Source organism: Nostoc sp. (genome assembly GCF_036919575.1).
GTDB lineage: Bacteria > Cyanobacteriota > Cyanobacteriia > Cyanobacteriales > Nostocaceae > Nostoc.
In genome coordinates this window covers 1-13,537 of sequence record NZ_JBALBY010000044.1, presented here as the reverse complement: position 1 = coordinate 13,537, position 13,537 = coordinate 1, and the positions used below count along the sequence as shown (strand labels likewise).

The window sequence follows — 13,537 nt, the reverse complement described above, 5'->3', positions numbered from 1 at the left end:
TCAATTATGAATTACTTCCTGTTCCCTGTTCTCCTTGCTTCTCAATAGCTTGTCGTACCTGTTTCACATCCAATTCTAATGCTTCGGCGATTTGCTCTATACTTAAACCGAACTTAAGCAGACGGGGTATAGTATCGAGCTTTGTTTCTTCTCGAACCTCCTTTTTTACTTCCTGCTTTGTTTCTTCCTTTACTTCCTGGTAAAATTTAGTTTGTCTCCAATCGGTTAATCCAAACATCGCTTCCAACTCCTGCTGACTTTTATTTACAAATTTATAGATAAGCATTCTCTCTACTAATTCTAAGAGATTGCTACGGTTAGCTTCATCCGTTTGTTGTACTTGATTTATCAAGTTTTTCGCTTGCTGTACGGCTTTATCTTCTGCTGCAACTACTAACTTCATCACGCCTAGCCCAATCGAAGATGATGGTACATCATCTAACTCGTCTAAATAAATTATCCGAATTTGCTGTTGAGCTAATGATGTTTGATAAATAAATGGCACACCTGGGTCGAGACTGCGTTGAGCAAAAAGTAATACTGCTTGCCAGCGACGTTGAGGTTTATATTGATTTATATACAGGAAAGTTTCTTTGATTTATATACAGGAAAGTTTCTGTGATTATTCGCCAGTAAATATCATTATCGCGCTGAAACTGTACCTCAACAAAATAGATTGTGTCTTCTGGGAAGCAAAAAATTGTAGGTTGGGTGGAGGCTTTGCGTAACCCAACATCCTGATATATGTTGGGTTGCGCTCCGCTTCACCCAACCTACGTCTACTGCACAAAAACCTTTAATAATGATACAAATACGTTGCTAGGGGCACAGCAATGCTCATGCGTGTCAACTTAACGTGAAACCCTTGTCAAAACGTGATATTCAATTCTTTGACTTCTCATCACGATCCGCGTTACCCCACCCTAACCCTCCCCGTATGTATTGGGGAGGGAACTGGATTTTCTTTTTCCCCCCTTTCCAAGGGGGGATTAAGGGGGGTAAAACGCCTGTGGAATAAGCATTTGAGCTTAAGTTGACACCAATGAGCAATGCTGTGCCCCTACGAGAAATATATATGTATCAGAGTTTGTCTGAAATGGTATAAAACCTCACCCCAACCCTCTCCTTGGTAAGGAGAGGGAGCAAGAATCTTGTTTCTCATCTGGTATATTTGCTTTCACTGAGATGCCCCCAATTCGGTCAATATCAGATTGTAATATTATCGTCCCCCTGCTGATTAATAATTAATCGCAAAATTGATAACCCCAAAATTATCAAAAATAGCACTAATCCAATAGTGCAAGCATAGCTAATTTCCAAATTATTGAAGGCTTGCTCATATAGATAATAAACAATCGTTTTCGAGCTACTAAGTGGACCACCTTGGGTCATAATGTATACTTCTTCAAACACTTTGGTCGCAGAAATAGCCGAAATCACCGCCACTAATGCTAAATACGGCTTCATCAAAGGTATGGTAATATCCCAATGTTTGCTGATACCATCAGAGCCATCGATCGCAGCAGCTTCGTACACATCAGCAGGAATTGATTGCAACCCCGCTAAATAAATCACCATGTAGTAACCTAGTCCCTTCCACACGGTGACAGCCATCACGCTGGCAAGAGAAATTGGTACAATACCAAAAATCTTGGCTGGGCTAGTTAGCCAAGGAATACCTTCTGGAAAAATACCTAAAGCTTTCAGTAACTGATTGAGTAATCCGTTTTCGGCATACAGCCATTTCCAAGCTATTCCCGCAACCACCATTGAAATTACCACTGGGGTGTAGTAAGCTGCTCTAAACCAATTTATCCCCCGCAGTTTCTGATTTACCAAAATTGCCAGCACTAAGGGAGCAATTACTAAAATTGGTACTACACCCACAAGATATAGAAAAGTGTTTTCCAAGGTTTTCCAAAAAACTGCATCTTTCCAAAGCTTGAAGAAGTTTGCGAAACCTATCCATTGTGGCGGCTGGCCAATATCTTCATAGCGAGTAAAGCTAAGGTAAAACGCTTGCAGTGCAGGCCAAAAGACAGTTAATCCCAAAAGAACCAAGGCGGGTAGCAAAAACAAATAAGGAGTCAGTCGTTGTTTGATGAATATCCAATTTTTAGGCGTTAATTGATTCATAGGAAGTTTAATAGTTGTTTTTGCTTTGTCAGAACAAGAATTTGGAAATGTGAGTAGATTTAAGCTTCAATATTTTAAGGGCATATATTTGCGTAGCGCTAATTAATAACTCGGAGATAAACTGCAATGGAAACTCAGCACAACTCGCCAATTGAACATCAAAATGTCCCCATAAACCACCGTGGACTGCATGATTTTTTGTACAGTTCTGACGACGAACACGCCGCCATTGACGTGAGTATAACTCCTGAACTGGCAAACAATGGTACTGAAATCATTGACCTTGAGGCTTGGAGTGCGGCTGCTCAGAACGCTAAAATTGCAGGTGTTTACGCCGTATTAGACGCAGAACGCCGCACACAGTACATTGGCTATTCTCGGAATGTGTTGCTTTCCCTAAACGGTCATCTTCGCCAAAATGGTCAGCAAAAGTGTACTTTTGTCCGGGTGCAAGCATTCAAGTTCCCGAAGCGTCAAGAAATGGAAGATTTGCGAGATGCGTGGATAGCAGAACTCGAAACTACACCACCTGGTAATGCAACCGATTGCGGGATGTGGTCTAGCACGGTAGGCGAAGCTACCAAGGCGGTAATGTCAGAGGTTCAACGCCAAGCCTATGAGGAGAAAAAGCTAAAACTGCGGAAAGCAATGGCTGACACAACCCTCTCTAAAGAGTCAGAAACAATAGATGCGAGTGAAGCCGAACGTCAGCGTCAACTTGAAGCTGCGGTGACAAACGATGACTGGAGTGTAATTATCGACGCACAGACACAGGAAACTAAGTCTTAGGTGTCAATTAAATTAGTTGTTTGTATTGACAAATTAGTGTTTATGCGATGATGGCGCACATCTGTGCGCCCCTATGGGGTCATCGTGCCAAAACGTGGTCATTTCTATGCTTGGCATATAAATGACAGTTTCTAAACTTAGCTAGATCATCGGTGATCAAAATATGAATCCCAATCGGAAATCTACCATAGTGGTAGGTACAGTAGGCTTCATCGTATTTTCTGTACTTTTGCTTGTATTTCTACCGTGGAGCTTTAACTTCTTTGGCTACGCACTACCAGGAAAAGGAGGATTACCTTGCCGAGTTTCATACGGTCATCGGGTCTATATTGCTTCAAATAAGTGCATTGGAGTTTTTTCCTACGGGATACAGCTTCCCTGTAGGACACAGTTAGATTTGATAGATAAAAAGTCGTGGCCGCTTACCCAAGTTGGACAAATACCTACCTTGTTGGGTGAACCCTATCGACTGTTCCTAGATGCTCCTTCTATCAAACAGATAAAGCAATGGACAGCCACAGGTATATTTGTTCGCACTGGCAGTAACTGCTACATTGGCTATAACCTTTCAGGCGGGCCGTAAGAGTAACATATCGCCCGCCAGAAGCATTGGAACAGCCAAAACGAGCCGATTTTTGTTGCGCCAAATTGCCCAAAGAAACTTCCAGTAATAAACCCTTTGTTAGCGAGCAACAACTTGGGGAAAATAACAAAGTTCTTGAGAAACTGATTGCTCAATAAGAGTGAATCATAAATGTTTTTTTCATCGCCGCGATCGTCAGAGAGTCTAAATGTTACTTTACTCTATACCTTTCAAGATTAAACCTTAGAGGTTGTTTGAAAAGTCTTTTGCTGTGACTTTAGGCACTTATTGATCCCCCCTAGCCCCCCTTAAAAAGCAGGGTGGTTTCATACGAAAAAAGAAAAATACATAAGTCTTGATTTCTCATGTAAAAGCATAGATTTTTACCCCGCTTCCATTCCTCTCCCCGTTGGCGTCAGCCTGCCGTCAGGCAAGCGGAGAGAGGCTTTGAAACCCAGTTTTAGTTTTTCTCTGCTTGTATGAAACCACCCTGCCTAGCCCCCCTTAAAAAGGGGGGGGAACTTCTTAAAGTCCCCCAATTTATCGGGGGATTTAGGGGGATCTAAAACGTTTTGCTACCGAGAAGAGGACTTTTCAAACAACCTCTTAGACTCTCTGACTCTTAATCAGAACAGTTCTTTCAGGATTTTGATCAAAAAGAATATTTGCTTTTATTAACGTGAGCCTCCGTTGGAGACTCACCTTAATTGACTCAAAATAAACGAACAGGCTTTTTTTGCAGCTTGGAACTAATCAAATTTACCCGATCAACCAGAGAAATCATGTATTTGTAATCTGGTACTTGTCCATTGGGTACATAGCCCACTTCTTGAGCTAAACTTGAAGGCGAATTACTCATCACTTTGCGGATAAACTCTTGACGGTTACGTTCTACACTAGGCCCAATTAAGACCACACCTAATGGTACATAGTGAGGGTCTTTAAATAGTATGCGGAATTCGGTTCGGTCTAACTGTGAACCGTAGAGGCTCAATTCAGCCTCTGAGACAGCACAGGCGATCGCTTTTCCTTCAGCGACCAATTCTAGCGCGGCTTTCGGTGTGGGTGCAAATAGGATCTGTGCCAGTGTTGTACCATAAAGATTGTAAAGAGGAAAATAATATCCTGTTGCGGAACCTAACTGGCCTAAAGCGACTATTTTACCTTCTAGCTGTTTCAAGTCGGATATTGGATTGTCTTTGCGAACAACGAAAATTGAACGCAGATTACTAATACCTATTAAAGGAAATAGAGGAACATATTGGTAGTGTGCGATCGCAATAGCCGCTAAACCCGGTGGAGCAAATACCAATGACCAAGCACGAGCCTCAAGGCGCTCAACCGCTCTATTTTCATTAAAAGCAGGCTCTAGCTGAATATATGCATTTGTCTTTTCACCCAAGTAACTATTAAATTTAGCATATTGGTTAATTATCTGTTCGCCTCCACCATAGTTGATAACACCAATAGTTAACGTGCCCTCAAACTCTTTTGTTGATTGGCAAGCAGCAAATGTCAAACCTAGCAGATTAAACAGAAATAAACGCCGGGGAAATCGCAAAAACATCACTAATTTATGGTTGAAGAAATAACTTGGCTTTCAGGACTAATTTTCAAAACAGGTGCTAAATTTCACTTACTTTTAATTTAATATTAGTTTTCATAGTCAGGATTTTGGGAAGTCGCATTGTCTTATCCAGTGTACTTCAAGGGAGAGCGCAAAATGAAATGGCTTCTCAAGCGTTTTTGAAAATTTTCGTAAAAAGCTTGAGTATAAAAACATCGCCCAAAAAGTTAGCGTTGGTGATATGAGCGTTGATTTTGAAGAAAGCTCTAATGATTAAATATTGACACAGGAAGTAGGTAGTGCTGAAATTTTAACGTTTTTTGAGGATTGTACTAGAAGTTCATGACTACCTAAACTTCAGATCGGCTTGCTGCTATATTATTGTTGAAGCTTTAATAATTCCTCAGAAATCGGCAGTGCCCCAACTTTTGAAGTGCTTGCTGGTTGAGAGACTACGGTAACTTCTTCCTGTGCAGTTTTATTTACAAAGTAGGTGATTCCTCTAAAGCTTAATTTATAGGCTAGTGGTGCTAGAGGAACTTCCGGCGGTTTGGAATTCGGATCAACACAATAAGTAACGCCACGGTACATCAGATTATAAGTTAGCCCAAGTTGAAGAACTGGCTCAAAGGGCTGTTCTGCTTTATTGCTAACCTTGCTTCGGTCGTATTCGTAGTTTAGACCACGATAGTAAAGTTTCATAATTTTCACTTTCTGAATAACTGTTGTTCAACAATGCCAATGAGTTATCAGAGCTTAATTGGAGAGTTATGCAAGAGCTAAAAAAACTTACATTTTTTAACTATAGAAAGCAACGATCGCATGTTGACCGACGCTCTAAAAAATATACAGTTGAAGTTATACCGAACAAACGTTAGAACTACTGCAAGCGCGATCGTGGATTGATGCCAAATCAGGTCTGTTCTCTGTCCATCCGATAATGATTGAATATGTCAAATCTTTTATTATTGACGAGAAAATCACCAAATTTCAGCCGAGCGTATTTCTGGATCAAGAACATCAACGTCAGGTAGCAAGCTAGAACTGCCAGGGGAACTTTCGTCTAGGGCTTGCTTCTTTGAGTTCATTACCCGCTTTTTTCGCAAATTTTTAAGCACTATTACTTATTGACAAATTATTTATGACCTTAACCTCTCAAAGATATCCTCTAAATCGCCTGCTCCCGTATGCTTACCCTTTTCATTCGGAGGTTAGGTGGTTAACAATGGGTTGAATGTTTTTCAAATGATTTCACCTTATGGCTAAAACTGCAAGTGAATATGCCGTATTCCTCCTACTGGAAACCGGCCACCGGGAAGAAGTACGTTTTGCGACTATTCAAGAGTTTCAGAAGTGGTATAGTGGCGAACTTGTGCCAAAATCTGCTTCTAATGACTTTATTAGTGTCCCGATCAAAAATATTCAAGGTGAGTACATGGTAGTAAGACCCTCTCGGATCGTGGCAATCCGGGTAGAACCCATTTTTAGTTCCAGTGTTGAAAGATTCAACTAATTGACTCCTCCCCGCTCTAAAAAGACGGGGATTCCCAGAATCACTTCTGAGCATTCCTGCTTCATAGCACCTGCCTTCAAAGCTAATGCTTCTGGGGTCTTACAGTCGCTCCACAGGCTAACACCGAACGTCCTTCGGCTAAGTGGTTTACAGCAGCATTCACATCTCGATCGTGGTGGGCGCTGCAACTAGGGCAATCCCATTCACGAATACTTAACGGAAGCTTTTCAACGATATGTCCACAACTAGAGCAGGTCTTGGAGCCAGGGAACCAACGGTCAAGCTGGACAAACGATCGTCCATACCACAGGGCTTTATAAGCCAGTTGGCGGGTGATCTCACCCCATCCGGCATCAGAGATTGTCTTAGACAATTTCCGATTCTTGACCATGTTTTTCACTGCCAACGATTCAGCGACGATGACTTGGTTTTCTCTCACCAGTCGCGTGGTCAGTTTGTGCAGGAAATCTTGTCGGGCATCCCGAATCGCAACATGGACAATAGCCACTTTGCGTCTAGCTTTGTCTTGATTCAAGGAACCATGAAGCTTGCGGCTCAAAGCTTTTTGCCCCTTCCGCAAACGCTTGAAACCCTTAGCAAAATGCTTGGGGTTTGCAATCTTTTCACCATCGCTGGTCGTAATCAGGCTAGTGATACCAGCATCCAGTCCTATCGCTTTATCAATAGCTGGCAGTGGCTTTATGGTTTGGTCGTCTACCAGCAGGGAAACAGTCCACCGGCCATTCGACTCTAGTTTGACGGTGATAGTAGAGACTTGGGCACCGAATGGCAGTTGACGACTCCAGCGAATCGGCAAAGCAACCGTGGACTTAGCCAGGAACACCTGTCCATCCTTCCAACGGAAAGCCGACTTGGTGAACTCTGCACTACCGCCGTTGCGCTTCTTTTTGAAGTTGGGATATTGTGCCCGACCCGCAAAGAAGCTGCTGAAAGCGGTTTGCAAATGTCTCAAAGACTGCTGGAGCGGGACAGAGCTAACTTCATTCAGGAAAGAGAGTTCTTCCTCTTTTTTCCACTCAGTCAGCAGCGAAGAAGATTGACTGTAGCCAACACGCTCCTGTCTCTGATACCAGGCTTGGGTTCTGAATGCCAACGCTCGGTTATAGACCAAACGGACACAAGGCTTGGGTTCGCCGCAGCAAGGACTCTTGCTCTTGAGTTGGATAAAAACGGTACTTGAAAGCTCTTTCCACAGTTGACATTATAGCATTCAGAATGTGAAGGCGGTTAAAACCGCTCGTTCCTTTTTCCCCCTTGCTCTGAAGAGACAAGGTTTCCAAACGTATCAGATATCCTTATGATCAGAAAAACCCTCGCTTTGCTTTCCTTGAGTCTGGGAATTGCCCTTGTAAACCCTCTCTGGGTGGCTGTTGCTCAGGTTCCTAACTTACTGCCGTTGCCAATACCCACAACTCCTGATCTCCCGCCTCTGCCAGTACCAATTATTCCTGAGTTAACGCCACCGCTAAAACCAATCGCGATCGGAAGCTATTGTACACTCAGGCCGGCTTGCTTGGGTTGGGATGACCAAATTTGGGGTCAAATAGGCAAAACAGGCGATCGCAATGCGTTGTTGGCTGCCATTGACAATAGTCTGCTTTACCTAACAAAGAGTGACGCGATCGCAGCATATCAAAATTATCCAGTTAAGGAAATCACTCTTAATCGTGTCCGTCGGAGTTTGGTACGTTTCCGCCAACTGGTTGTCAGTTCTAAGTCAGCAGCGCAATTACAAGCCTCTGTCCGCCAAGAGTTTGTCTTTTACCAGTCCGTAGGCAACGATGGCAAGGGTACTGTTAAATTCACTGCTTACTACGAACCTGTTTATACCGCTAGCCGTGTCAGGACTGCAATATACAAGTATCCTGTTTATCGGCTACCGCCTGATTTCAGCCAATGGCCGAAACCCCACCCAAAACGAATTGATTTGGAAGGGAAGGATGGTTTACAAGGGAATAAGAGCAAGTTGCGCGGTTTAGAATTGCTTTGGTTCCGCGATCGCCTAGACGCATACATGGTACATATCCAAGGTTCTGCCCAAATTAAATTAACTAATGGCAAAACAACATCAATTGGCTATGCAGGTGGAACTGATTACCCTTGGACTAGTATCGGCAAAGAACTAGCCAAAGATGGCAAACTTCCACTGAATGGATTGACCCTACCACGGATGATTGCTTACTTCCGGCGACAGCCACGCGAGTTAAACAATTATCTGCCACGCTGGGAACGATTTATTTTCTTCCAAGAAACTGGTGGTACCGCAGCTACAGGCAGTATTCATGTACCAGTGACAGCAGAACGTTCCATTGCTACAGATAAGTCTCTCATGCCACCGGGAGCGCTAGCGCTGATTTACAACTCATTTCCCTATCCCGCCAGTCGTGGCCAACTAGAGAATCGTACTGTCAGCCGCTTTGTGCTAGACCAAGATACCGGAAGCGCCATCAAAGGCCCGGGTCGGGTGGATTATTTCATGGGGTCTGGTAAACTAGCAGGCGATCGCGCTGGCATCACAGGCGGTAATGGTTCACTATATTATTTGCTGCTCAAAGAATAGGTATTGGGCATTGGGGCATTGGATATTGGGCATTCACCCAATACCCAATCACTTGAAGGCAAACTATTTTTTTAAATAGTGTCGCAGCCATGACCATACTTCATTTTTGAGATTAACAGGCTCTGGATTAGGCAAAAGAGTTAATGGTTTTGTTTGGGCAATACTGTTCATCGAAAGTACACAAATAGTTAATTCCCCATCTGTGTAATACCCGTCGCCTCCTCCATTCCGACCTTGCCATGTGGCTCCAATACCTGTGACTTGATATAATTGGGTAATCTGGTGTGTATTTCCAATACTTTTAATCAGGTTATCTCTTTCAAGATCAATGTTTGCATCAATGTGGTGAGTAATCTGTCCTGTGCGGTGGCTAAGTTCGACGCTTTGATCAAATGTCGCTGAACCTAACCATATTGGTCTGCGATCGCTACTTAAGTCGTTCGATTGCCACAACCGCACATGATGTCTAGCTTTGGCATTATTGCCCACCGCTAGTTCAAAAGACACATCCTGTTTGCGTCCCCACAAATATAAATTACTCACAGGTGCAGTTGGGTAAGAATCCTTGAGGAGAACACTTTTAGCTATCCCAGCACTTGAGCGTAAGGTGATCGGGTCTGCTGGATACCAACCTGCTGTCAGTAGCGTCTGCACCACTTCTGCTGTTGTACCGACAAATCCAATATTCAGAGGATCTCCAGAGATTCCTTCTGCCGTTTGCGTTGTTTTCGGAGAATGTTCCAGCTTTGGGTTATGTTCATAGTGACGCCACAGTGCTGGTAAAACGACATAACTCACCAGTCCATATAAGCCGAATAAACCAACTAACGTCCCAAAAATGTACCAAAACCAATGTCGATGTTTTGGGCGTGCGTCACTATTTGAGTTAGAGGCTTGTTGCATTTGAACCCGGCGACAAAGCTATATTTCTTTTTTTAATTAATCAATTCCGTCGGTTTAAGTTGCTTGAGCTTCTATCAAGCGGCAAGTTTTATGTTGAGGTTAAATCCCCATTACAAAACTTTACTTCCGACTTCCGACTTCTTTAATCATCGCACCCTTAGGAACAATGTTTTAAAAAACTTTGGAAGTGATAAATCTTGTTGAAGAATATTATTAAAACTTGTAATAGCATCACTATAGTTAAGCTAATAGTACTTACGCATTGACAAGAAAACCAAAATACGTATAGTCGGAAAATCCATATCTTTCGTAGAGGCAATTCATGAATTGCCCCTACGCGCGGGTATATTTACCATCAAGTAATGATTAATAAAAGCCTAAAACGACCTATTTTGGTAAATGCATAGCATGATTAGTTTGTACAGTGCGTAAGTCCTAGCTAATTAAACCATCTGTGAGATTATACTATGTCTGACTTCAGCAGTGAACCGATACCAGAATTGAGAAATCCCCAACAAACCTTTCATTCCGGTGACTTAAATTTAAGAGTCGAAGGAGAAGTAGTACCTGTAGTAGATGTCCATCTGGGACAACAGCAATCAATTTACTTTGAGCATCATATCCTACTATGGAAACACCCCAATGTTCGCCTCGGTGTCAAAGGTTTAAAAGGGGCAGCCAAGCGTTTCTTTGCCGGACTGCAAATTTTTATCAGTGAAGCACATGGGCCAGGAAATATTGCTTTCTCCCGTGAGGCTCCAGGACAGATTGTGGTACTGCAATTAGAGCGTGGACAGACAGTGGACGTGCGCGAACATCAGTTTTTGCTAGCTACCAGCAATGTTGAGTACAGTTTCTTTTTCCAGCGAGGACTGGCGAACCTCTTTTTCAGCCGCAGTGGCGGGTTATTCATCGATCGCTTCATTGGTCAGCAACAAGGCGGACTACTTTTGATCCACGGTTACGGCAATGTTTTTGAAAAGTATCTCGCTCCTGGAGAGATGTTAGATGTAGAACCAGGCGCATGGTTGTGGAAAGACTCATCAGTGAAGATGGAGACAGTAACGGCGCTGCAATCTAGTGGTGGCATCTTCGGAGCAATTGGGGTAATGCTTGGCGGCATTTCATTCACTCTTAACCGTTTTACTGGCCCTGGTCGCTTAGGGTTGCAGTCTATGACTTATCACCCTCCTGTATCTGAGGGCGCAACTCAAGTTGGTGGCAGCGCCAATCTCGGTTAAAGTATAAGTACGTTGTCAACCTCAAGAGTTCAAGGCAATTCCGAATTTACGTTTGATTGGCTATATGCGTTGTTTATTGTTTGACAATCGTTCAAACATTTGTATGAAAGCTAACTGCATTTCTGGCGTAAATTCCAACGTGCCAGAACGCAGATGTAAATCTAACTGTGCAAAAGGAATTTCAATTTTTCGTTGCTGTAATACTTCGTAGATAATGTAGTATAAATCGCTTTTGAGCAAAAATTGTTTATTAGGTTCCGCAGTCCATACTAATAGCTCAAAATTTAAGGCGTTGTTACCAAACTCTTTAAACAGCACTAGAGGAGAAGGAGACTGCAATACATTGGGATGTTTAGACGCTGCCTCTAGCAGAGCAGCTTGCACTGCTTTGGGATCTGAACTATAAGCAACGCCAACGGGAAGATGAAGGCGAGAAATCGGGTTGCGATGGCTCCAGTTGATTACTTCTTTTTCCAAGAAACGAGAGTTGGGTACAATGATTGAAACGTGGTCAAGAGTACGAATCTCGGTACTTCTTGCCCCCATTCGCTCAACAATACCTGTATATTCCCCAACTTCTACAAAATCTCCAACTTGAATCGGACGCTCAAATACTAGTACTAAACCACTGCCAAAATTCTTGGCAATATCCTGTAAGCCAAAGCCAATACCAACACTTAAAGCACTTGCTAAGATTGTCAAAGAGCTAATATCAAGCCCCCAGATTTGTAGCAGTACCAGTGTACCAATAAAAATCAGACAATATTTGAAAAGTATTACAATCGCTTCTTGAGCGCCACGATTGATTCCAGGAAAATCTAGAATGCGAGAACGTAAAAAATTGGTTACAGTTCCAGCAAAGATAACTAAGCCGAATAACAAACCAATCAAAATTATTAATTCAGTAATAGAGTAAGGATTCTTCCCTAATGTGAGAATAGGCGATGTGAAACTGGTAATCAGAATATTTGAAATTTGGTAGCTCCATTGACGAGTAAAAGGAAAGAGATTAGTGATATAAAGAACAGCACTTACCCAAAGTCCAAACCGTATACTCGCCAGGACTAATTTGAGAAATAATTCCAATACTTTAAGTGGTTCCGAGTTAGGTATGGCCTTGATAGTAGTAGTTAAGCGTTGTGATGCTGCTTGCAAAAAGTTATGCTTAATCCATCCTAATAGCCAACTGAATCCAGCAGTTATGAGTAAAATTGCTGCTGCTACAAAAGTTGTTTGTTGGAGATAGGTTTTAGTTCGCTCTAAGTGAGCTTGCTGTAAGGCTTCTTCAATTTGTTGCACCCAAATGGTTGCCTGCTCATCAAGTGTGCTACCTGGAACAGTATCTTGTTGTGTAACTGTTAACAGATAGCGGTGATTTAGCAAAATAGTAGGTAGCTGGTTGCGTTTTTCAATTTTAACTTGAATAAATTCAGAAGCTGAAATCACATTTTTTAGTTGTGAGTTGATTAAATTTGCCCGTTCTTGAGCGCTATACTCACCAGAATCGCTGATCTGAAAAAGCTGTTGCCCATCCAAAATAACCGGAGCTTTAGTTAATCCTTGAGCAACCACAGGAGTTAGCCAGAGAAACAAAACAAAAGTTAGTACTGCAATGAGAATATTGAAATATTTTGATGGCAGTCGCAAACGTTGAGAATAAAACATGAGGATTCTAACCAGATAATTTTACTCCAGCTAATTAATACTAACTAGATTTTGTCATAATCAAATTATTCCCATAAAATTAACCCAATAGATAGATTTTAAATTTTGAGTTACATAATTATTAAATTTCCTCTTAACCTTTGGTAGCTAATCCAATACTTCTCGGATAATTTAGTTAGGAAAAAACTCGCATCAAAAAAGCTGAAAGATTTATATAGCGAATAGTTGAAGGCAGAAAAAAATCTGCACACATTGTCAACAAACTATTACGACTTTCATTTGACTACTTAAGTTCTTAACACAAACCTTGCTTTGAAACCCTGGATTAGCGATGGTAGGCTGTGGAGGACAATTGGCTTTGAGCCACTACTCTTTAAGCGTAGGCTGGGAAATCACTACTACTTCTGGGGAGGCAGAGATAGCCCTAATGCCATTTCAGACAAACCCTGATACATATAGATTTCTCGTAGGGGCACAGCAATGCTCATTGGTGTCAACTTAAGCAAAAAGTCAGCATAAGATGTAATCTAAGAACATTGCAATTGATGTTCTTAGTGAT

Annotated in this window: 14 protein-coding genes; 5 read left to right on the top strand and 9 right to left on the bottom strand. The window is 42.2% G+C overall.

The genetic code is table 11. The annotated features are described in order from the left end of the window. Nucleotides 1-4: 4 nt before the first annotated feature. The 3 genes from V7K27_RS12955 to V7K27_RS12945 form a co-directional block, all read right to left on the bottom strand. Nucleotides 5-577, bottom strand: a complete 573-nt coding sequence (locus V7K27_RS12955; protein ID WP_334947750.1) for an Rpn family recombination-promoting nuclease/putative transposase — start codon at nt 575-577, stop codon at nt 5-7. After that, nucleotides 564-677, bottom strand: coding sequence for a DUF2887 domain-containing protein (locus V7K27_RS12950; protein ID WP_334947748.1), 114 nt, complete (start codon nt 675-677; stop codon nt 564-566). The genes V7K27_RS12955 and V7K27_RS12950 overlap by 14 nt, the downstream gene beginning before the upstream one ends. A gap of 529 nt (nt 678-1,206) precedes the next feature. Then, nucleotides 1,207-2,136: a carbohydrate ABC transporter permease gene (locus V7K27_RS12945; protein WP_334947714.1), complete on the bottom strand. Its 930-nt coding sequence runs from the start codon at nt 2,134-2,136 to the stop codon at nt 1,207-1,209. A gap of 126 nt (nt 2,137-2,262) precedes the next feature. Here V7K27_RS12945 and V7K27_RS12940 point away from each other — a divergent pair, with 126 nt between their 5' ends. Continuing rightward, nucleotides 2,263-2,925, top strand: coding sequence for a GIY-YIG nuclease family protein (locus V7K27_RS12940; protein ID WP_334947712.1), 663 nt, complete (start codon nt 2,263-2,265; stop codon nt 2,923-2,925). A gap of 163 nt (nt 2,926-3,088) precedes the next feature. Continuing rightward, the gene (locus V7K27_RS12935; protein WP_334947710.1) at nt 3,089-3,508 is read left to right on the top strand and encodes a hypothetical protein; all 420 of its coding nucleotides are present in this window, start codon (nt 3,089-3,091) and stop codon (nt 3,506-3,508) included. 712 nt (nt 3,509-4,220) lie between these two features. Here V7K27_RS12935 and V7K27_RS12930 read toward each other — a convergent pair. Then, on the bottom strand, nt 4,221-5,075 hold the full coding sequence (locus V7K27_RS12930; protein ID WP_334947708.1) for a phosphate/phosphite/phosphonate ABC transporter substrate-binding protein: 855 nt from the start codon (nt 5,073-5,075) through the stop codon (nt 4,221-4,223). Between the two features lie 378 nt (nt 5,076-5,453). After that, nucleotides 5,454-5,777 carry a DUF4278 domain-containing protein gene (locus tag V7K27_RS12925; protein WP_334947706.1) on the bottom strand — a complete coding sequence of 108 codons (324 nt, stop codon included), beginning with the start codon at nt 5,775-5,777 and terminating at the stop codon, nt 5,454-5,456. A 556-nt stretch (nt 5,778-6,333) separates the two neighbouring features. On the opposite strand from V7K27_RS12925, the gene V7K27_RS12920 reads away from it, so the two are divergent. Next, nucleotides 6,334-6,588 (top strand): hypothetical protein, encoded by a 255-nt coding sequence (locus V7K27_RS12920; protein WP_334947704.1) that lies wholly within the window; start codon nt 6,334-6,336, stop codon nt 6,586-6,588. An 82-nt stretch (nt 6,589-6,670) separates the two neighbouring features. On the opposite strand, the gene V7K27_RS12915 is transcribed toward V7K27_RS12920, so the two are convergent. Continuing rightward, nucleotides 6,671-7,702: an RNA-guided endonuclease InsQ/TnpB family protein gene (locus tag V7K27_RS12915; RefSeq protein WP_334947702.1), complete on the bottom strand. Its 1,032-nt coding sequence runs from the start codon at nt 7,700-7,702 to the stop codon at nt 6,671-6,673. A 7-nt stretch (nt 7,703-7,709) separates the two neighbouring features. Further along, entirely contained in the window at nt 7,710-7,811 is a 102-nt protein-coding gene (locus tag V7K27_RS12910; RefSeq protein WP_334947700.1) for a helix-turn-helix domain-containing protein, read from the bottom strand. A gap of 98 nt (nt 7,812-7,909) precedes the next feature. On the opposite strand from V7K27_RS12910, the gene mltA reads away from it, so the two are divergent. Further along, a complete protein-coding gene (mltA, locus tag V7K27_RS12905; protein ID WP_334947746.1) occupies nt 7,910-9,169 on the top strand; it encodes a murein transglycosylase A in 1,260 nt (419 codons plus the stop codon). A gap of 63 nt (nt 9,170-9,232) precedes the next feature. On the opposite strand, the gene V7K27_RS12900 is transcribed toward mltA, so the two are convergent. Continuing rightward, complete coding sequence (locus tag V7K27_RS12900; protein WP_334947698.1) at nt 9,233-10,072, bottom strand: LssY C-terminal domain-containing protein; 840 nt, start codon at nt 10,070-10,072, stop codon at nt 9,233-9,235. 467 nt (nt 10,073-10,539) lie between these two features. Here V7K27_RS12900 and V7K27_RS12895 point away from each other — a divergent pair, with 467 nt between their 5' ends. Next, nucleotides 10,540-11,313, top strand: a complete 774-nt coding sequence (locus V7K27_RS12895) for an AIM24 family protein (RefSeq protein WP_334947696.1) — start codon at nt 10,540-10,542, stop codon at nt 11,311-11,313. 60 nt (nt 11,314-11,373) lie between these two features. On the opposite strand, the gene V7K27_RS12890 is transcribed toward V7K27_RS12895, so the two are convergent. After that, nucleotides 11,374-12,978, bottom strand: a complete 1,605-nt coding sequence (locus V7K27_RS12890; protein ID WP_334947694.1) for a mechanosensitive ion channel family protein — start codon at nt 12,976-12,978, stop codon at nt 11,374-11,376. Nucleotides 12,979-13,537: the final 559 nt, after the last annotated feature.